Here is a 19,344-nt window from a genome sequence, read left to right as displayed (position 1 = left end):
GCCTTTTCATGGTCGATGCCTGCACTAATCATATGATTGTAAATTTCCACTTGGCTTCTTGAACCCATATCATAACCTCGTCCAAGCGTTACTCCTGAAAGTTCATTTCCAGGCCAGTGTATAGTTCTACTGAACCAAGGAGATCCGGGGATATCATTGCCTTCAGCAACAAAAGTTACCCTGCTCGTACTACAGGACTTTGTTTAGATGAAAAATTTGCTAATAAACTATGCAAATGAAAGTGCCAGATTTTAGCGTTTTGTGGAAAATTAAGGTTACGAGCTAAACTTTGCCACCATGAGCAGCTTTCGATACGTATTTTTTCAATTTCCCAATCATTATTTAATTCTTCTTTGTATATAATTTTATTTAGTTCGCTCCATTTTTCATTACTGAAAAACCATTCGCTTTCATAATGGGTTAATAGAAAAGAAATGGATTGAGCGCTCCAAGGGAAAGCTAAAGCAATTTTAATTTCTTCAGGGGTAAGCTTTTTGTCATTGTCAATATCTATGATGTTATAGAGACGTTCTTTAATTGGGCCATTATCCGAAAGATCGATACGTGCCGCATAATCTGCCTGCTCGCTCTCATCTAGCTGGCCCGAATTATCAAAGTGGCAGGCTAGATGGTCCAAGTTGCACGGCGTCTCGCTAATAAAGTCAAATCCTTCCCATTCCCAAGGGCTATGACGCGTAGTAAGTTCGGACTGTTCTGTAAGCCATCCACTAATTTTGTTTCCCTGCTGGTCCGCTAAGATATTATCTAGGCGCCACCAAGTTCTAGTCTTGTTAGTTGTACTACCTGGCGATGTTTCGGTTACTGTAATCTTTCGATCTTGAGGATAATTATTGAGTACCTCAAGATTAAAAATCATGTCTACCCCAATTACCGTCCCTGTATCCGAAAGCTTGGGAGGATTAGAAGCGCTAATATCAGAGCGATGACTTATTAATTTACTAGCCCCCTTGTGAATTTTAAGTAAATTCTTTTTATCATCAGGAAGGCTCGCTGCTGCAGCTTTGGTTTTTCTATGAACGCAGGGACGTCTTCGCAGCTAAACACTTCCAAATGGAACATGGGTTCAGCAGCAGTATCGTCGTGGTTTTGATAGATACCTAAATGTCCTATGATTTCTCCGGCCCTTATAGGGTGGGGCGAATCCAGAACATGAATATCGTTTAGCGTAGGCGGGATTCTACTGGCCTGCAGAAATTCTTTATATACATAACCGCTAATATTCTTTATGCAGTCTTCTTTAAGGGGAAGGATGTCTTGACCTGAAATAAATTCTTTGATCTTGCAATAACGACCAGTATCTGTTTCTAAAGTAAAAGTTACATCTACAGGTATTAGTCCTGTAAGCAAGTTTTTATCTGAACCTATAGCAGCCTTGCGTATGTTTAGTCCTTTCTGCGGTGCCAGTGTTGGCTCAGTGTCATACGGCAAATGTGACCGTTTGAACATTTAGAAGAATTGATGACCCAGCGGTATTTGTTACCGAGACGAACGGTTACCTGTAGCAACCGTTGCGTCTAGAGTGGGCAAACTGCTACCAAGCGTGACGTGCTTTGCATAGGGCGCTTAACAAAAAACACCCTTGGCTGACCGTTTTTTTCGCAGAATCTAGCGGCGAGGAACGGAGCGGGTACGGCCGCTGCCGTCGATGGCGACAAAAACGAAGGCGGCTTCGGTCACCTTGCTCCATTCGTTGGAGAGAGGGTCATCGCTCCAGACTTCAACCATCATGCGAATCGAACTACGACCGACTTCCAGCGCCTGGGTATAGAAAGAAAGCTGCGCACCCACCGGAACCGGGACGAGAAATGCCATGCGGTCGATAGCAACCGTGGCGACGCGACCCTGAGCGATTCGACTGGCCATGGACGTGCCGGCCAGGTCCATCTGGGCGACGAGCCAGCCGCCGTAGATATCGCCAAACCCGTTCGTTTCGCGTGGGAGTGCGGTGATCTGCATGGCCAGATCGCCTTGAGGTATTGGATCTTCTTGTTCGAGTTCTTCAATCATGCGCGGGGCGCCCCTGGAGCCCTTTTCAATTTTGATGGCTGGGAGACCTTTTAAAGCAAGAATATGGCCAACCTGACCGGGCGTGTCGAATGTCGTCTGATCCTGGGCAGTATATAGACTGTGCCGGTCAGGTACGACAGGGTGTTGACAGTTTAAATAAATTCGCCGAACGGCTTGGGCGTCGGTATTTGAATTTGATATCGTGCAGGTTTGCACATGACAGACCCGACCGGGCCGTGTCATGGCTACACAGGTGATGGTTTGCGTTCAACCGGTTCGGGCCAGGTTCGCAATGTTGTCCACAAGATGACGGAGCGAACGTATCACGGCCCAGTGCTCACACGGCTTTTCATTTCCCTGGTTCTCGCTCTTGTATTAATGTCTCGTCTCCGCCTCGTGCGGATTTACGGCCTCCCTGCTTAACTAGGGGAGACGTTCACCGGTGTAGCTCGAACCTGTGTGCGGGAAAACCCTGCTTGTCCAGGTTCCACGGTCTAGCGCGAACGTGTGCATATAATTCTAACGAGACTTGAGCCATGAGACCGCAATCCCATTCCGCCTTGCCCGAATCACGCCCGTTAGGGCGCAGTGACTATAAGACCCTTTCCTTGTCCGCCTTGGGTGGCGCGCTCGAATTTTACGACTTCGTGATCTTCGTGTTTTTCGCCGCCGTAGTAAGCAAGTTGTTCTTTCCTGCCGAGATGCCCGAGTGGCTGCGCCAGATCCAGACCTTCGGCATCTTTGCCGCGGGCTATCTGGCACGTCCGCTGGGGGGCGTAATCATGGCCCACTTTGGCGATCTCTTGGGACGCAAGAAGATGTTTACGCTCAGCATCTTCATGATGGCGCTGCCCACGCTGGGCATGGGCCTGATGCCAACATACGCCCAGATCGGCATTGCTGCACCGCTGCTACTATTGCTGTTGCGCATCATCCAGGGGGCTGCCATTGGCGGTGAGGTGCCGGGTGCGTGGGTGTTCGTGGCCGAACATGTCCCGAACCGCCACGTAGGCTATGCCTGCGGTACGCTGACGGCCGGGTTGACCTTTGGCATCCTGCTCGGCTCGCTGATGGCGACGCTGATCAATACCGTATTTACGCCCGTTGAAGTGCACGATTATGCGTGGCGTTTTCCTTTCCTGATCGGTGGCGTATTCGGATTATTTTCGGTGTATTTACGCCGTTGGCTGCATGAGACCCCGGTCTTCGCCGAGCTTCAGCTACGCAAGTCGCTGGCCAGTGAAGTGCCGCTCAAGGCGGTCCTGCGTGATCACCGGGGAGCCGTTGTCGTATCCATGCTGCTGACCTGGATGCTGACCGCCGGTATCGTGGTCGTTATTCTCATGACGCCCACGCTGTTGCAGACTCAATATGGCTTCTCTGCTGCGGTAGCGCTCAGAGCCAATAGCCTGGCAATCGTGTTCCTGACCGTGGGTTGCATCATATCGGGCTCGCTGTCTGACCGCTTTGGCAGCGGACGGATCTTTTTGATCGGCGGTGCGCTCCTGGGAATCATATCCTGGACGATGTACGCCAGCCTAAAGACGCATCCGGAATGGCTGTTCCCGCTGTATGCGCTGGCAGGCTTGTCGGTTGGAGTGATCGGGAGCGTACCGCGTGTCATGGTACTGGCGTTCCCGGCCGAGGTACGTTTCTCGGGCCTGTCGTTCTCCTATAACCTGGCCTATGCCATCTTTGGCGGCCTGACGCCGATGATCGTGACGCTGATGCTCAAGCAGCACCCTTTGGGGCCGGCCTATTACGTGGTCGGCCTGGCCATTCTGGGCATGCTGGTGGGCGCCTGGCTGCTTAGCCAGGAGCGCCGTGTCGTACCGGTTGCGGCCTGATCCTTCGCGTACTCGAACGCTGCCTCAGACGAGGTAGCGTTCGGCAAGCTTGGCCCAGTAGCGTGCCCCAATGGGCAGTAGGGCGTCATTGAAGTCGTAGGCGGGGTTGTGCAGGCTGGCGCTGTTGCCATTGCCAATGAACAGATAACACCCCGGACACCGCTCAAGCATATAGGCGAAATCCTCGCTGGCGCTGATAGGCGCAAAATTCGGCACAATGGACTGGCTGCCAAAACACTCTTCTGCCACTGATCGTGCAAACGCAGTTTCCTGGGTATGGTTGACCAGTACCGGATAGCCGCGACGGTAATCCAGCTGGGCAGTCGCGCCAAAGCTTTCCGCTTGGGCCTGGGTAACCGCGCGGATACGCTGCTCCAGCTGATCACGCACGCTGTTGCTGAAGGCGCGAATCGTCAGCTTCATGTCTACCGCATCGGGAATGACGTTATTGGCATGGCCGCCATGAATACTTCCTATGCTGATGACCGCTGTTTCCAGCGGATCGATATTGCGCGACACGATGCTTTGCAACGCCATGATCGTCGACGCACTGGCGACCACAGGGTCGACGGCCTTGTGCGGTACGGCGCCATGACCACCCTGGCCGACAATACGCAGGTCGGCAGTATCGGCAGAAGCCATAGCCGGTCCCTCTACAAAGCAGAAGTGGCCGGCCGGTACACCTGGCATGTTGTGGAAGCCAAACACGGCATCGCAGGGGAACAGGTCAAACAGGCCGTCTTCGATCATGCGCAATGCGCCGCCAAGTCCTTCCTCGGCCGGTTGAAAAATCAGATGAAGGGTGCCGTCAAAAGCGCGTGTCTCAGCCAGATAGCGGGCCGCTGTCAGCAGGGTTGTGGTGTGACCGTCATGCCCGCAGGCGTGCATCCGGCCAGCATTGGCACTGGCATAGGGCAGACCGGTGGCCTCTACAATGGGCAGGGCGTCCATGTCTGCGCGGATGCCAAGTCGCTTGCTGCCCGAGCCGACCCTGAGCGTGCCAACCACGCCGGTGCCGCCCAGCCCCCGATGGACTTCATACCCCCAGGCGCTGAGCGAGGCGGCTACCAGGTCGCTGGTGCGACGCTCCTCATAGCCCAGCTCAGGATGCTGGTGGATATCCCGCCGGAGATTGACCATGTCGGGTAGAAAGTCTTCGATTTTCAAGGCAGCGTCGTCACGAAGAAGTGTATCGATAGGCATTTGGATTCCTCTTATTTGCGCGTGGCGAGATCAGTCGAGGTGGCGCTCCTGGAAGGCCAGTAGGCCGGCCAGACCGATGCACAGCATGACGATCAGGTACCAAGCAGGTGCCAGTGGAGCTTGTGTGACTTGCAGCAGCCAAGTCACGATGAACTGTGCCGTGCCACCGAACAGGGTGACGCCGATGGCATAGGTCATGGCAAGACCGGTCGCCCGGACCGAGCGGGGCAGGGACTCGCTGATAAGCAGTAGACCGGCCGTCATGTTCATGCCAAGAGCGGCAACGACGGTCAGGCGGCACAGCAGAGCCAGCCCCTGTGTATCGGGTGAGTCCAGCCAGGCAAAGGCAGGGTAGATAGCCAGAATGGCAACCACCAGGGCGACAGCGGCCAGACGCTTGTGGTGGCCGAAGCGGTCGGCCGCCAGCCCTGCGAACAGGGCGGATATCATCAGGACAGCACTGCTGGCGGTACCCATCCAGTAGGCCGTTGTGGCTGAAAGGTGCGAGACCCGGGTGGTGTACGTCGGCATGTAGAACAGGATGATGTAGGTCATCAGCGTGGCCGACATGATGATCAAAAGACCCAGCAGGAACCCTCGGGTATGGCTACGCAGAAAAGCCATGACCGGGGCGGCTTCTGGCTTGTCAGCGCTTTGTGGCTGGTAGGTTTCATCAACGTGGGCTCGGATGTAGAGGCCAACCGGAATAATCAGTAGACCGATCAGAAAGGGTACGCGCCAACCCCAGCTATGCAGCGCCTCTTCGCTGAGCGAGCCGTGCAGGATCGCAGCCAGCATAGCGCCCAGCAGGGAGCTGCCGCCCTGGCTGATGACCTGCCAGCTGACATAAAAGCCGCGCCGACCCCGGCTGGCTGATTCCAATAGTAACGCGGTGGCTGCCCCAATCTCGCCACCGGCTGAGAAGCCTTGTAACAGACGCCCCACCACTAGAAGCAGGGGTGCGAAAATCCCGATCTGGGCATGGGTAGGCGTCAAGGCGATAAACAGGCTGCCCAATCCCATGAGCAGAATGGTCAGCAGCATGGCCGCCTTGCGTCCGGCACGGTCGGCATAGGCACCCAGGACCATGCTGCCCAGGGGGCGCATCACAAAGCCAACGCCAAAGACAGCAACGGCCATGAGCAGCGAACCGTAGGGTGTATCCGAGGGAAAGTACAACTGGCCGATCAGACTGGCGAAAAAACTGAAGACGGTAAAATCGAACATCTCCAGCCCATTACCCAGGCTGGCAGCAGCGATCAGTTTGGCGCGGGGGAGTGGGGCGGCGACTGCCGATGGCGTAACGGAGGCGGCGTGCGAAGGAAGCGCATGAGCCATGGGGTATCTCCTTGGACGGCCAGAGGTCGATAGCTAGGCAAGCAAGGTTCGCGCCGGAGGGTGTCAACACGCTGAAAATGGCCTGATCGGCTAGAAACTGAGGGAAGAATCTGTGCTGTACAGGCGCCTGAGCGCAGCAGGCAGGCGCTACGATGGTGCACTGTGCACCTAATAGGGTGGGCGCGGCGGTCCATGGGCTTGGATGGCGTCACAATATGTTCATATTTTGGTCATATAGTGGCTCAATGCCCATTTATCGCTAATGGGCGCCACCCAATCATTCTTGCAAGGAATGTGGTATGAGATTCAAAAGGCTGATGGCCGCCATGACGTTTGCCGCTGTGGGACTCAGCGCAACGACTGCTGTAGCGGCCATCGACCCGGCGCTTCCGGATTACCAGAAGGCCAGTGGGGTATCGGGCAACCTGTCCAGTGTCGGTTCGGATACTCTCGCGAACCTCATGACTCTGTGGGCCGAGACCTACAAGCGCAATTATCCCAGTGTAAACATTCAAGTGCAGGCGGCCGGTTCCTCGACGGCCCCTCCAGCCCTGACCGAGGGTACTTCCAACCTGGGACCAATGAGTCGCAGGATGAAGGATTCTGAGGTTCAGGCGTTCGAGCAGAAATATGGCTACCGACCGACTGCGGTCCCGGTGGCAGTGGATGCGCTGGCGCTGTTTGTCCACAAAGACAACCCCATCAAGGGGCTGACCATCGAACAGGTGGATGCCATCTTTTCATCCACACTGCTCTGCGGTGGCAAACAGGACATCAGAACCTGGGGTGACCTGGGCATGACGGGCGAGTGGGCCAACCGGCCTATTCAGTTGTTTGGCCGAAACTCGGTATCCGGCACGTACGGATATTTCAAGGAAGAAGCGCTGTGCAAGGGCGACTTCAAGCCAAACGTGAATGAGCAGCCGGGCTCCGCTTCGGTCGTGCAATCCATTAGCCAGTCGCTCAACGGCGTCGGTTATTCCGGTATCGGGTACAAGACATCCAGCGTACGAACCGTACCGTTGGCTAAAAGAGGATCGGATAAGTATGTGGAAGACACTGAGCAGAATGCCCTGAACGGTAGTTATCCACTGTCCCGCTTCCTTTATATCTATGTGAACAAGGCACCCAACAAGCCCCTAAGTCCGATGGAGAGCGAGTTCCTGAAGATGGTGCTGTCTAAGACAGGGCAAGAGGCAGTCGTGAAGGACGGTTATATTCCGATTCCGGCCAAGGTTGCCGAAAAAGCCAGGAAAGATCTGGGCTTCTGAGCCCGGCTTCTTTTACAGTTGCCCGCCCGTGTTCTGCACGGGTGGGCGTTGGCATGTCTTATTACTGTCATCTGATTGTCATATCTCGTCTTTAGGCTCTGCGCGACGAAGGACCAGGCTTCCTATTCATGAACCAAACCCGATCCCCTGCACGCATCGATTTCGATACGCCTGCGATGCGTCGCAAGCGCCGCTGGCGAGCCAGCATGGATCGTTTCACGCGGTGGTACGTGCTGGTCGGTGGGTTGGCCGTGCTGGCGGCGATCACTCTGATCTTCTTCTACCTGGCCTATGTGGTCCTGCCGCTCTTCAAAGGGGCTACGCTGACAGCCGAGGCCGTACAGACACCTGCCTGGCTACAACAGGCCGGAGCGCCACTTGTGCTTAGCGTGGAGGAACAGAACGAAGTCGGCATGCAGGTCACCCCGGCGGGCGATCTGGTCTTTTTCAGGGTCAAGGATGGTACGGAGCTGAGTCGGCAGGCTTTGCCGATTCCCTCGGGTACCCAGGTGGTTTCGGTTGCCCAGGACCTGGTCAAGCCGGTGCTGGCACTAGGGCTCTCTAATGGACGGGCACTGCTGGTCCGACATATCTATAAGTCGACTTATCCTGAAAACAAGCGGGTCATCGTGCCTCAGGTCGATTATCCCTACGGGCCGGCACCGGTCGTGGTCGATCCTGAGGGGCGCGCCCTGGAGCATCTGAGCCTGACGGCAGGCGAAGGCGAGTTGACCCTGGCCGCGTCCAATGCATCCGAACTATTAGTGTTCAAGCTGACCCGTACGGAAGACATGCTGACGGGCGAAACCACCCTTGAGCAGCAGCGAATCGACTTGCCTCGCCTCTCACAAACGGTGCAGGCGTTGCATCTGGACCCTCGGGGTCAATGGCTGTATGTGATTAATGGGCGCTCGGCAGCAGATGTTTTTGATCTGCGCGACCGCACCCTTAATGGTCATTACAGACTGATCGATGATGCGCATAACCAGGTTACCGTGACGGCGCAGTTGCTTGGCGGGATTTCGCTGCTCGTAGGCGATGCCAAGGGAGGTATCAGCCAATGGTTCATGGCACGTGGCAAGGACGGCGAACCCCAGCTTCAGCACATTCGCACTTTCCATCTCAAGGACGCGCCGATCACGCAGATCGTGGCCGAGCAGCGGCGCAAGGGATTTATCGCACTGGATGAAAAGGGCAACCTGGGCGTTTTCCACAGCACCGCCGGGCGTACGGTGCTGGCCGAGAAGATCGCTGACGGCAACGGCCGGCTGGCGCTCTCGCCGCGGGCCAACCATGTCCTGCTTGAGCGTGACAGCCAGCTCATGAATTTCGCGCTTGACAATCCACACCCGGAGATCTCCTGGTCAGCCCTGTGGGGCAAGGTCTGGTACGAAAACTACGAAAAGCCGTCCTATGTCTGGCAATCCACCTCGGCAAGCAATGACTTCGAGCCCAAGCTGAGCTTGGCACCACTGACCTTTGGTACGCTCAAGGCCGCGTTCTACGCCATGCTGCTGGCGGCCCCGCTGGCTATTGCTGCCGCGGTCTACACCGCGTATTTCATGGCGCCGCGCATGCGCCGCAAGGTCAAGCCGGTCATTGAACTGATGGAAGCGCTGCCTACCGTAATTCTGGGCTTTTTCGCCGGTCTGTTCCTGGCTCCTTATGTAGAGGGTCATCTGCCAGGAATTTTCAGCCTGATCCTGCTGGTACCGATCGGTATTGTCCTGGCAGGGCTTGTGTGGTCGCGGCTGCCTGAATCCATTCGCTTCCGCCTGCCCGACGGCTGGGAAAGCCTGCTGCTTATTCCTGTGGTGCTGCTTACAGGCTGGTTTGCGCTGAGCATGAGCCCTCATCTGGAAACCTGGTGGTTCAATGGTGATATGCGTTTGTGGCTGCATGAGCACCACATTACCTATGACCAGCGCAACGCCTTGATCGTAGGCCTGGCGATGGGGTTTGCCATCATCCCGAATATCTTTTCCATTGCCGAAGACGCCATTTTCAGCGTGCCGCGCAGCTTGACTTACGGCTCGCTGGCGCTGGGCGCAACGCCGTGGCAGACCCTAACCCGGGTCGTGATCCTGACGGCCAGCCCAGGCATTTTCTCAGCCTTGATGATTGGTCTGGGGCGTGCCGTAGGCGAGACCATGATCGTACTGATGGCTACCGGTAACACCCCCATCATGGATGCCAATATCTTCGAAGGTATGCGGACCCTGGCGGCCAACGTGGCGGTGGAAATGCCGGAGTCGGAAGTTGGCGGCACGCATTACCGCGTGCTGTTCCTGGCGGCACTGGTGCTGCTTTCCTTCACCTTCGTGATGAACACGCTGGCGGAAATGATCCGTCATCGACTGCGTAAGAAATATGCCTCGTTGTAAGCGCTGCCCTGGCGGCTGTAGCACCCTGGAAGGGGCTGGAACTGATAAGTGAAGAACTCCGTGAAGCAGGACTCCCTGAAGCAGTGGTTCAAAAGCGGTGCGCCGGGTATCTGGTTGAGCGGGGGCGCCGTGGCCATTGCTGTGATCATGACCATTGGTTTGATCGCCATCATCGCCGTGCGCGGTCTGGCCCATTTCTGGCCGTCTGATGTGATCGAGGCGCGTTATGCCGTACCCGGCGAGACGCCCCGCATGATCATGGGTGAGGTTGTCCAGACCGAAGGGGTACCTCGGGAGCGACTCAAGAGCGCCGGACTGCCTGTCGAGGCGGAAGGATCAACCCTCATGACTCGGCAACTCGTCAAACTGGGCAACCGGGAGCTGTACGGCAGTGATTTCGTCTGGGTCGTAGGTGATTGGCTTCAGGAACAGAAATCTCCCAAGGATGCTATTGCGCTGGAGCGCCGCGAATGGGGCAACTTCTACGGTTATCTGGTCAACGTCAAGGAGGCGGGCAGGGTCGTTGCGGAAGGGGATGCGGCTCTGCCGGCGATGCGTGAACGTCTCAAGCGCATCGATTCGCTGGCTAGCCGGATCAGCCGTATCGAGAAGGTCGAGATTGGTGGTGTCAACCACAATATCGAGCGTCTCCGGCTCCAGATGCGTAGCCTTGAGCTGGACGATCGGCTTGACGCGGCTGCCCAGGCGGATCTGGCTGCCGAGCGCAGCGAGCTGGATGCCCGCTACCATGACCTCGAGACACAGCTGAACGCATTGCGCCAGGAGTTCGAACGCGACAGCCTCACGGTGCGGGATGCCTCCGGGCAGGAAACCGAGATTCGCCTGGGTAACGTCGTCCACGCCTACCAGCCCAACGCCATGAGCAGCCTTCAGAAGCTGGGCTTCTATTTCGCCAAATTATGGGAGTTTCTGTCTTCCGATCCACGCGAGGCCAATACCGAAGGCGGGGTGTTCCCAGCTATTTTCGGAACGGTGATGATGACCTTGATCATGGCTGTGATCGTGACGCCTTTTGGTGTGATTGCTGCTGTGTATCTACGCGAATATGCCAAGCAGGGGCTGATGACGCGCCTGATCCGTATTGCCGTCAACAACCTCGCCGGTGTTCCAGCCATCGTCTATGGCGTATTTGGGTTGGGTTTTTTCGTCTACGTGCTGGGCGGTTCGATTGACCAACTGTTCTTTCGCGCGTCGCTGCCGGCTCCGACCTTTGGGACACCCGGCCTGCTGTGGGCCTCCCTGACCCTGGCTATTCTGGCTGTACCGGTGGTGATTGTAGCGACCGAAGAAGGACTGGCCCGAATTCCAAGAAGCGTACGCGAGGGGTCATTGGCGCTGGGTGCGACTCAGGCTGAAACCCTGTGGCGCGTCGTGCTGCCGATGGCCAGCCCGGCCATGATGACAGGGCTGATCCTGGCGATTGCGCGCGCAGCGGGCGAAGTGGCGCCGCTGATGCTAGTGGGCGTGGTAAAGCTTGCGCCGACACTGCCCGTGAATCTGAATTACCCCTATCTGCACCTGGATCAAAAGATCATGCACCTGGGCTTTCATATCTTCGATGTCGGCTTTCAGAGCCCGAACGTCGAAGCGGCCCGGCCGCTGGTTTATGCCACGGCGTTGCTGTTGGTCCTGGTGATTGCTGCGCTCAATCTCTCGGCGGTGGCGATCCGTAATCGCCTGCGGGAGAAGTATCGGGCGATGGACAACTAAACGAATCCGGGCGCTCGGCATACCGTGGCGCCCCAACGCGGCCGAGAGGCCCAATGGAGTCATCCATGCGTGAAATGCAACGGCCGAGGTTCGGGCTCAATGTTGGCAGGCGTGAGCGGCAAGGGCTTGACCCGGCGGCTGAGCCCGTGGCCCTGGAAGTACCCGGCTTGAACCTGTTCTATGGACAGAAGCAGGCGCTGTTCGACATCAACCTGAACATTCCCAAACAACGTGTCACATCTTTTATCGGGCCTTCGGGCTGCGGCAAGTCCACGCTGCTGCGTTGCTTCAACCGGATGAACGATCTGGTCGATGGCTGCCGGATCAATGGCGAGATTCGCCTGGATGGACAGAATATCTTTGCCAAGGGGACCGACGTGGCCGAACTGCGGCGCCGGGTCGGCATGGTATTCCAGAAGCCCAACCCGTTTCCCAAAAGCATCTATGAAAATGTGGTTTATGGCCTGCGCATTCAGGGCATCAAGAAAAAGCGCATGCTTGACGAGGCCGTTGAGTGGGCGCTCAAGGGGGCTGCACTCTGGGAGGAGGTCAAGGATCGCCTGCATGAGTCGGCACTGGGCCTCTCCGGCGGTCAGCAGCAGCGTCTGGTGATTGCCCGAACCATCGCTGTGCAGCCGGAAGTGCTGCTACTCGACGAACCCAGCTCCGCCCTGGATCCGATCTCTTCGCTCAAGATCGAGGAGCTGATCTATGAGCTGAAGACGCGATACACCATTGTCATCGTGACGCACAACATGCAGCAGGCCGCTCGTGTATCCGATTACACGGCTTTCATGTATATGGGCAAGCTAATCGAGTATGGCGATACCGACACCGTGTTCACCAACCCGACCAAGAAACAGACCGAAGATTACATTACAGGGCGTTACGGGTAATGAAACCGTCACACTCTATAGCCTACCTTATGTCTATTTAACTATCGGGTTTCCCACTGAAAGGTGTTGCTGACCAGGAAGTCAATCACTACCCCTATACTCAAGCGCGTTTTTGCCGATAACCCAATCGGGCGCTGCGCATGGCTTCAGGTGGTGTTACCGCTCAGCATCTTTTCAGAAAGGAATCTAAATAAACCGGGCAGTCTGACGATACAGTGGCAATCACAGCTTTATAGGTAAGCAGTGCCACGTAGTTGATGCGGTCTGTTCCAGGGAGCGCCGCCCGAGGGGGTTGGCTCCATTCTTTACAGGACGACAACGCCATGATCAGCAAAGAAAGCCTCAACCACCACATATCGCAGCAGTTCAACACCGAACTCGAAGAGGTCCGTAGCCATCTGCTGGCGATGGGTGGGTTGGTCGAGAAGCAGGTCAGTGATGCCGTAAGTGCCCTGATCAACGCCGACTCCGGTCTGGCGCAGCAGGTGCGGGAAATCGATGATCAGATCGACATGATGGAGCGCAACATCGACGAAGAATGCCTGCGCATCCTGGCGCGTCGGCAGCCGGCAGCGTCGGACCTGCGTCTGATCATCAGCATTTCCAAGTCGGTGATCGACCTTGAGCGGATCGGCGATGAGTCCTCGAAAATTGCACGTCGTGCCATCGAGCTCTGTGAAGACGGTGAAGCCCCGCGTGGCTATGTGGAAGTGCGCCATATTGGCGAACAGGTACGCAAGATGGTTCAGGAGGCACTGGATGCGTTCGCGCGCTTTGATGCTGAGCTGGCCCTCTCCGTCGCCCAGCACGACAAGATCGTCGACCGTGAATACAAGACGGCGATCCGCGAACTGGCGACCTACATGATGGAAGACCCGCGGGCAATTTCCCGCGTACTCAGCGTCATTTGGGCGCTGCGTTCGCTGGAGCGCATTGGCGATCACGCCCGCAACATTGCGGAGCTGGTGATCTACCTGGTCCGTGGAACGGATGTACGCCACCTGGGGCTGACCCGGATGGCAGAGGAAGTCAACAAACCGCGTGACTGATGCCATGGCCCCCGACAGGAAGGCGGCCATGTTCTCAGCTACGCTTTTGGGCTGCGAGTAAGCTTGCTTTCCCGACGTGGCGTTCAGCGATCCATGAAGCTGCGCTCGGGGCTTCATGGAGTAATCGATGGGTAAGGTATCTGTACTGATCGTGGATGACGCACCATTTATCCGCGACTTGATCAAAAAAGGGCTACGTAGCCAACTTCCGGGTATCGAAATGGAGGATGCAGCGGACGGACGCAAGGCTCAGGCAATGTTGAGCAAGCAGTCTTTCGATCTGATCCTGTGCGATTGGGAGATGCCGGAGATGTCCGGTCTTGAGCTGCTGACGTGGTGCAGAAGCGAACCGGCTCATCAGAAAACACCTTTCATTATGGTGACTAGCCGTGGCGACAAGGACAACGTCATGCAGGCCATTCAGGCGGGTGTTTCCGACTTTGTTGGCAAGCCGTTCACCAACGAACAACTGATCACCAAGGTCAAGAAGGCCCTGAGCCGTGTCGGCAAGCTGGAAGCACTCGTGGCTCGCGGTCCTCAGCGTGCAGCCTCGGCTTTTGCCAACGACTCGCTGAGCGCATTAACCGGTAGCCAGCCCGGGCAGGCTGCAACGCGTGCTTCTTCCGGGGGTGGAAAAGTCAATTTTGGGCAAGGGCAACTGCGCTTGGCCAATACCAGCATGGCTTGCGTAATCAAGGCCCTGAGCCTCAAGGAAGCCGTTCTGATCGTCAAGCGGGGCGATGTCCTCCCTCAGGTGCTGGATAACGCTGTGCTGGATCTGGAGCAAGGTGAGGAGGCGCAGGAAATTGCCCGCCTCAACGGTTACCTGCATTCCGTTGCAGCGCTGGAACCCAAGCCCTCCAGCGAGTGGCTACAATTATTCTTCCGCTTTGTAGACCATGATCCGGCCAAGCTGGATTACCTGTCCCGCCTGATCGCCCGCGGTACGGCGCAAAAGCATTACGTTCCCGGCGCGTAAGTTTCCATCATGCCGGTGCCGATCATCACATCCCGACGAGTGAAGCCTCGTCGGGAGCGTGTTCCACTGATAGGCTTGCGCCCCCTGAAAAGCGCCTGGTTCTGCACCTGCATGTTGAAACGTCTCTTTTTGCTATGTGGCTCGTTCACGCTGGCGGCAGCGACGTGGGCTTCTCCCATCTACAAATACACGGATGCCAACGGTGTGGTGACCTATACGGACAAGGTTACCAAGGGTGCCAAGGTACTTGTCTTCGAGGACGATACCAACGAGCGTATCGAGCGTCAGGTTCGACTGAATACAAAAAAATTGGGCAACGAGACTGTTTTCGAGGCCCGTAACGATCTGCTGGTGCCGGTTCAGGTCGAGCTTCGTCTGGATCAGCTCAAGAACGTGGCTGGTATCAACGAGTCAGCTTCGGTCCGCCGCGTTCTACCCCCCAACAGCACCATTACCCTGATGCGCTTGAAGAAGGAGGTGCAGGGAGTGGAGATTCATTACAAGCCGACCTTCAACTATGCGATGGGCGACCCAGGACAGGGCGCGCGAGATTATGCCTATCCGCTGCCATGGGTGGGAGGGCCGTTCCGGATCAGTCAGGGGGCAAACGGTGCGTTTAGCCACAACACGCCCAGAGGACGTTACGCCATAGATATTGCGATGCCAGAGGGCACGCCCATCATTGCGTCGCGTCCAGGTACTGTGGTCAAGGTTGAAAACGATCAGCAGCAGGGCCGTAGCGCCAACCCTTCGGGCAATTTCGTGCGTGTCTTGCATGATGACGGCACCATGAGTGTGTACCTGCACCTGATGCAGGGCTCGGTCAAGGTGCGGGAGGGACAGCGTGTGATGACCGGTACGCCGCTGGCGCTGTCCGGCAATACGGGTCACAGCACCGGTCCGCACCTGCATTTTGTGGTACAGCGCAATACGGGACTGGCGTTGGAGTCGATTCCATTCCGGTTTGCCCAGCCGGTCGACAGCCTGCCTAATTTTGCTGTGGGTGGGCCGTAACGCTTGATTGTTTTGCGGTTTACCTCTCAAATTTCTTTCTAGCGTCGTTCTGACTCGCCATACTTGTCTCATTAGAGAGCGGCGGGTTGTTGGGAACGCCCAGTAATTGCAAGCTTTCGGTTGTTTGCAGTGATGGAATGCTGCATAGAAAGCCTTGCTTTCTTAACGTATGAACCGAGCATTCTCAGGTTTGGTCGAGGAATGACTGATGCGTCTGTATGGGGTAATGCTGTTCTGGATCGTGTTCTTCAGCGCGTCGCTGCAGGCTGAGACCTTGTTCGATCCATTGCCCCAGGCGGTGATTCTGAACGACGCGCAGGAGAAGGTCTCGCTGCACTCGGTGAGCTACCTGCAGGCTTCCGCTACCCTGACCTTCGAGCAGGCAGCGGCGGCAGGGCTTGAGGATCGCTGGCAGTCACTGGGGGATGAGACGGTCAATCTGGGTCGGCAACAGATCGGCGCCTGGCTACGCTTCGAAGTGCATAACCCCACCGATCGCGCTCAGCAGCGCTACCTGGTGATTCAGCCACCCATTCTTAATCAGGTCGATGTGCGGGTTCGCTCCCAGTCCAGCGAGTCATGGGGGCCGGTCGAAACCGCTGGGGATAGCTTGCCCATGAGCATACGCTCCCTCAAGGAGCGGGCGTTTGTCTTTCCTCTAACCCTTTCGGCAGGTGACAAGGCGTTCGTCTACCTGCGCCTGCGCTCCTATGAGCCGATGCTGGTTCCGATGTGGCTGATGACACCGGAGCATTACCAGGCGCAGGAGAAGACTTCGCTCGCCCTGCTGACGCTCTTCTTTGGCTTCATGCTGGCCCTGCTGGTTTATAACGGTAGCCGGTACTGGCGGCAGCGCGACCCCAATCATTTATGGTATTGCCTCTACTTGGTCAGCATCCTGGGCTATGAACTCAGCCTGACCGGCATCGGCCAGCGCTATCTATGGCCGGAGTGGCCTGCGTTTTCCATCCGAACTTATGTAGGCTTTGGCTGCTTGAGCTTTCTTACGGCCATCGTGTTTGCCCGGCGCTTCCTCAATGTGGATCGCTACCGGGGATGGCGGCTGATCGTCCTGGGATTGATCGGTTATTGGGCCTTGGCAGCAGCATTGATTGCTATCGAGCCGATGCTGGTCCGCTTCCTGATGATCGAGCCGGCAGGTCTTGTGAGCTGCCTGCTGGGGATTGCCATGACCCTGTCGTTGTGGCGAAAGGGCAATCCGTCGGCCAAGTACCTGGCCATTGCCTGGTCCGTACTGGCGGTGAGCACGATACTGATGCTCATGGCCATCCTGGACTGGATCACGCTATCACCGTTTATTCTGGATGCGCAAATCATCGGCTTTGCCTTCGAGTTCATGCTGCTGTCCGTTGCGCTGGATATCCGCCATGACCATGAGGGCGCCGAGCGTTTGAGCATACAGAAGAAAGCCCTTTTGGCCAGCAATCAGCAGGTGCAGCGGCATAAGCAGGCTTTGCAGGCTCAGCAGCAGACACTGGAGCGGCAGCACAAGCGTAACGAGGAGCTGCAACAGCATATCGAGGCGCAGGTGGATGTGCTCGAGCGGGCCAATGAGGCATTACGAGCAGCCAATGACGAGGTCATTCGTCTGAGTACGATCGATACCCTGACCGGAGCCTTGAGCCGTCCATGCTTTGATCGCCACTTCACCGAAGAGGTCAACCGCGCCAAGCGCAATCAGGTGGTTGTGTCGCTGGTCGTGATCGACATTGACCATTTCAAGGAAATCAACGATGCCTTTGGCAGCCCGCTCGGCGATGAATGCCTGCGAGCGCTGGCCGGTCTGCTGAAGAACTACACTAAGCGCGCAGGCGACATGGCCGCGCGCTTCCGGGATGACACGTTCGTGCTTGTCCTGCCGGCCACTGGCGAGGCTGATGCAGTGGCGCTGGCCAATCGGATCTGCGCCGAAACAAGTATGCTGCGCCTGGAGTACGGCAGTGCAACCGTCAGCTTCAGCGTTAGCGCCGGCATCGCCAGTATCGTGCCGACCCTGGACGACAGTGACAAGAGTCTGATCAACACGGCGCTCAAGGCGTTGAGCCATGCTAAACAGGAAGGCCGCAACCGCGCCTACTTTGGCGAAGTGTAAGCGTGTATGAAAAGAAAAAGGCCGGCATCAATGCCGGCCTTTTTTTATGGGCATCGATCAGTGATGACGTGGGGCATCTTCTTCGCCGCCCAGCTTGATGACTTTGGCCAGAATGATCTTCGGACCTTTCATCTTCTTGATGATGATGCGCAGGCCTTCGGCTTCCAGAACCTCGTCCTCTTCAGGTACGCGCTTCAAGCTGTCATAGACGAGGCCGGCCATGGTGTCCGCTTCGACATGATCCAGGTCGATGTGCAACAGGCGCTCGATCTTAAACAGCGGGGTATCGCCACGGACGAGCAGCTTGCCGGGCTGATAGGCCAACACGCCACGCTCGGCTTTGCGGTGCTCGTCCTGAATATCGCCGACCAGCACTTCCAAGACGTCTTCCATGGTAAGGAAGCCTACGACCTTGTGGTCAGCCTCTTCGACCAGCACGAAATGCGCGCCGCCCTGGCGGAATTGCTCGAGCAGGCGGCTGAGCGGCATGTGCTTGGAGACACGCTCAAGCGGGTGGATCAACTCGTCCAACTCGAACGACTCGGCCTGGGAATCCAGTCCGGCGATTGCCAGCAACAGGTCCTTGATATGCAAGACACCGATGAATACGTTCTCTTCCTCGTTGTAAACCGGGTAGCGGCTGTACTTGTGACGACGGATGATGGTCAGGATCTCTTCCAGCGAGGCCGTGTGGTCCAGGTAGATGAGGTCCTCACGTGAGTTCGCCCAGTCCACTACTTCCAGCTCTTCCAGCTCGACCGCCGACGCCAGCACACGCATGCCTTGGTCAGTAGGATCCAGCGCGCGGCTGGAGTGTAGAATCAGCTTGAGCTCATCACGGCTGTAATGGTGCTCGTGATCGCCATTGGACGAGCCCTGGCCGGCGATACGCAGAATGGCGTTTGCGCTGGCATTGAGCAGCCAGATGGCGGGATACATCAGCCAGTAGAACAGGTATAGCGGGACGGCTGTCCATAGCGATAGCAGATCCGGCTTGCGGATAGCCCAGGATTTGGGCGCCAGCTCGCCGACCACGATGTGTAGATAAGAGATGATAAAGAAGGCTGTAAAGAACGCGATGCCATGTACAAGCTCAGGCGTATCTACTCCAGCCATGCGGAGCAGAGGCTCCAGCAGCTCGGCAAAGGCAGGCTCGCCCACCCAGCCCAGACCCAGGGAGGCCAGGGTAATACCCAACTGGCAGGCGGACAGATAGGCATCGAGCTGGCTATGCACGGTACGCAGGATACGGCCGCGCCAGCCATGGCTTTCAGCCAGACCTTCTACACGTGTGGCGCGCAGCTTGACCATGGCGAACTCGGCGGCTACGAAAAAGCCGTTGAGCAGCACCAGCAGCAGCGCAAAAAGAACAAGACCGAAGTCAGCGAAAAGTATTGAGGTATCGAAACTAGGGGAAGGGTCCATTAGGGGTTCAAAGTGATAAAAGTTGGCCCTAGCATGGGGGTCTGACGAGCGACTTTCAAGTCTCGC

General features: G+C 56.8%; 15 protein-coding genes. 9 read left to right on the top strand and 6 right to left on the bottom strand.

Annotation, left to right across the window (positions count from 1 at the left end):
- Positions 1-175: 175 nt before the first annotated feature.
- From PLU01S_RS00235 to PLU01S_RS00225, 3 genes are all read right to left on the bottom strand, one after another.
- Entirely contained in the window at positions 176-877 is a 702-nt protein-coding gene (locus tag PLU01S_RS00235) for a hypothetical protein (RefSeq protein WP_074820853.1), read from the bottom strand.
- Between the two features lie 74 nt (positions 878-951).
- A complete protein-coding gene (locus PLU01S_RS00230; RefSeq protein ID WP_139208651.1) occupies positions 952-1,449 on the bottom strand; it encodes a hypothetical protein in 498 nt (165 codons plus the stop codon).
- A 177-nt stretch (positions 1,450-1,626) separates the two neighbouring features.
- Complete coding sequence (locus PLU01S_RS00225; RefSeq protein ID WP_037030601.1) at positions 1,627-2,025, bottom strand: acyl-CoA thioesterase; 399 nt, start codon at positions 2,023-2,025, stop codon at positions 1,627-1,629.
- A gap of 539 nt (positions 2,026-2,564) precedes the next feature.
- On the opposite strand from PLU01S_RS00225, the gene PLU01S_RS00220 reads away from it, so the two are divergent.
- A complete protein-coding gene (locus tag PLU01S_RS00220) occupies positions 2,565-3,875 on the top strand; it encodes an MFS transporter (protein WP_010796267.1) in 1,311 nt (436 codons plus the stop codon).
- A 24-nt stretch (positions 3,876-3,899) separates the two neighbouring features.
- Here PLU01S_RS00220 and PLU01S_RS00215 read toward each other — a convergent pair whose 3' ends face one another.
- Complete coding sequence (locus PLU01S_RS00215; protein WP_074820848.1) at positions 3,900-5,078, bottom strand: M20 aminoacylase family protein; 1,179 nt, start codon at positions 5,076-5,078, stop codon at positions 3,900-3,902.
- 30 nt (positions 5,079-5,108) lie between these two features.
- The gene (locus tag PLU01S_RS00210) at positions 5,109-6,416 is read right to left on the bottom strand and encodes an MFS transporter (protein ID WP_074820845.1); all 1,308 of its coding nucleotides are present in this window, start codon (positions 6,414-6,416) and stop codon (positions 5,109-5,111) included.
- 299 nt (positions 6,417-6,715) lie between these two features.
- Between PLU01S_RS00210 and PLU01S_RS00205 the strand changes: the two genes are divergently transcribed.
- The 8 genes from PLU01S_RS00205 (at position 6,716) to PLU01S_RS00170 (ending at position 17,853) form a co-directional block, all read left to right on the top strand.
- Positions 6,716-7,687 carry a phosphate ABC transporter substrate-binding protein PstS gene (locus PLU01S_RS00205; protein WP_074820842.1) on the top strand — a complete coding sequence of 324 codons (972 nt, stop codon included), beginning with the start codon at positions 6,716-6,718 and terminating at the stop codon, positions 7,685-7,687.
- 128 nt (positions 7,688-7,815) lie between these two features.
- Positions 7,816-10,071 (top strand): ABC transporter permease subunit, encoded by a 2,256-nt coding sequence (locus PLU01S_RS00200; protein WP_010796263.1) that lies wholly within the window; start codon positions 7,816-7,818, stop codon positions 10,069-10,071.
- A 60-nt stretch (positions 10,072-10,131) separates the two neighbouring features.
- Positions 10,132-11,802, top strand: a complete 1,671-nt coding sequence (gene pstA, locus PLU01S_RS00195; protein WP_074821661.1) for a phosphate ABC transporter permease PstA — start codon at positions 10,132-10,134, stop codon at positions 11,800-11,802.
- 74 nt (positions 11,803-11,876) lie between these two features.
- The gene (gene pstB / locus PLU01S_RS00190; protein ID WP_037030598.1) at positions 11,877-12,698 is read left to right on the top strand and encodes a phosphate ABC transporter ATP-binding protein PstB; all 822 of its coding nucleotides are present in this window, start codon (positions 11,877-11,879) and stop codon (positions 12,696-12,698) included.
- A gap of 323 nt (positions 12,699-13,021) precedes the next feature.
- On the top strand, positions 13,022-13,747 hold the full coding sequence (gene phoU / locus PLU01S_RS00185) for a phosphate signaling complex protein PhoU (protein ID WP_010796260.1): 726 nt from the start codon (positions 13,022-13,024) through the stop codon (positions 13,745-13,747).
- A gap of 127 nt (positions 13,748-13,874) precedes the next feature.
- Complete coding sequence (locus tag PLU01S_RS00180) at positions 13,875-14,726, top strand: response regulator (RefSeq protein WP_074820839.1); 852 nt, start codon at positions 13,875-13,877, stop codon at positions 14,724-14,726.
- Positions 14,727-14,837: 111 nt separating this feature from the next.
- On the top strand, positions 14,838-15,740 hold the full coding sequence (locus tag PLU01S_RS00175; protein ID WP_074821658.1) for a peptidoglycan DD-metalloendopeptidase family protein: 903 nt from the start codon (positions 14,838-14,840) through the stop codon (positions 15,738-15,740).
- 208 nt (positions 15,741-15,948) lie between these two features.
- Entirely contained in the window at positions 15,949-17,853 is a 1,905-nt protein-coding gene (locus PLU01S_RS00170) for a sensor domain-containing diguanylate cyclase (protein ID WP_074820836.1), read from the top strand.
- 57 nt (positions 17,854-17,910) lie between these two features.
- Here the strand turns inward: PLU01S_RS00170 and PLU01S_RS00165 are convergent, their stop codons facing one another.
- The gene (locus PLU01S_RS00165; protein WP_074820833.1) at positions 17,911-19,278 is read right to left on the bottom strand and encodes a hemolysin family protein; all 1,368 of its coding nucleotides are present in this window, start codon (positions 19,276-19,278) and stop codon (positions 17,911-17,913) included.
- Positions 19,279-19,344: the final 66 nt, after the last annotated feature.

Source organism: Pseudomonas luteola NBRC 103146 (genome assembly GCF_002091675.1).
Lineage (GTDB): Bacteria > Pseudomonadota > Gammaproteobacteria > Pseudomonadales > Pseudomonadaceae > Chryseomonas > Chryseomonas luteola.
Note: the sequence above shows the minus strand (reverse complement) of the source record. Positions and strands in the feature narration are given on the sequence as shown.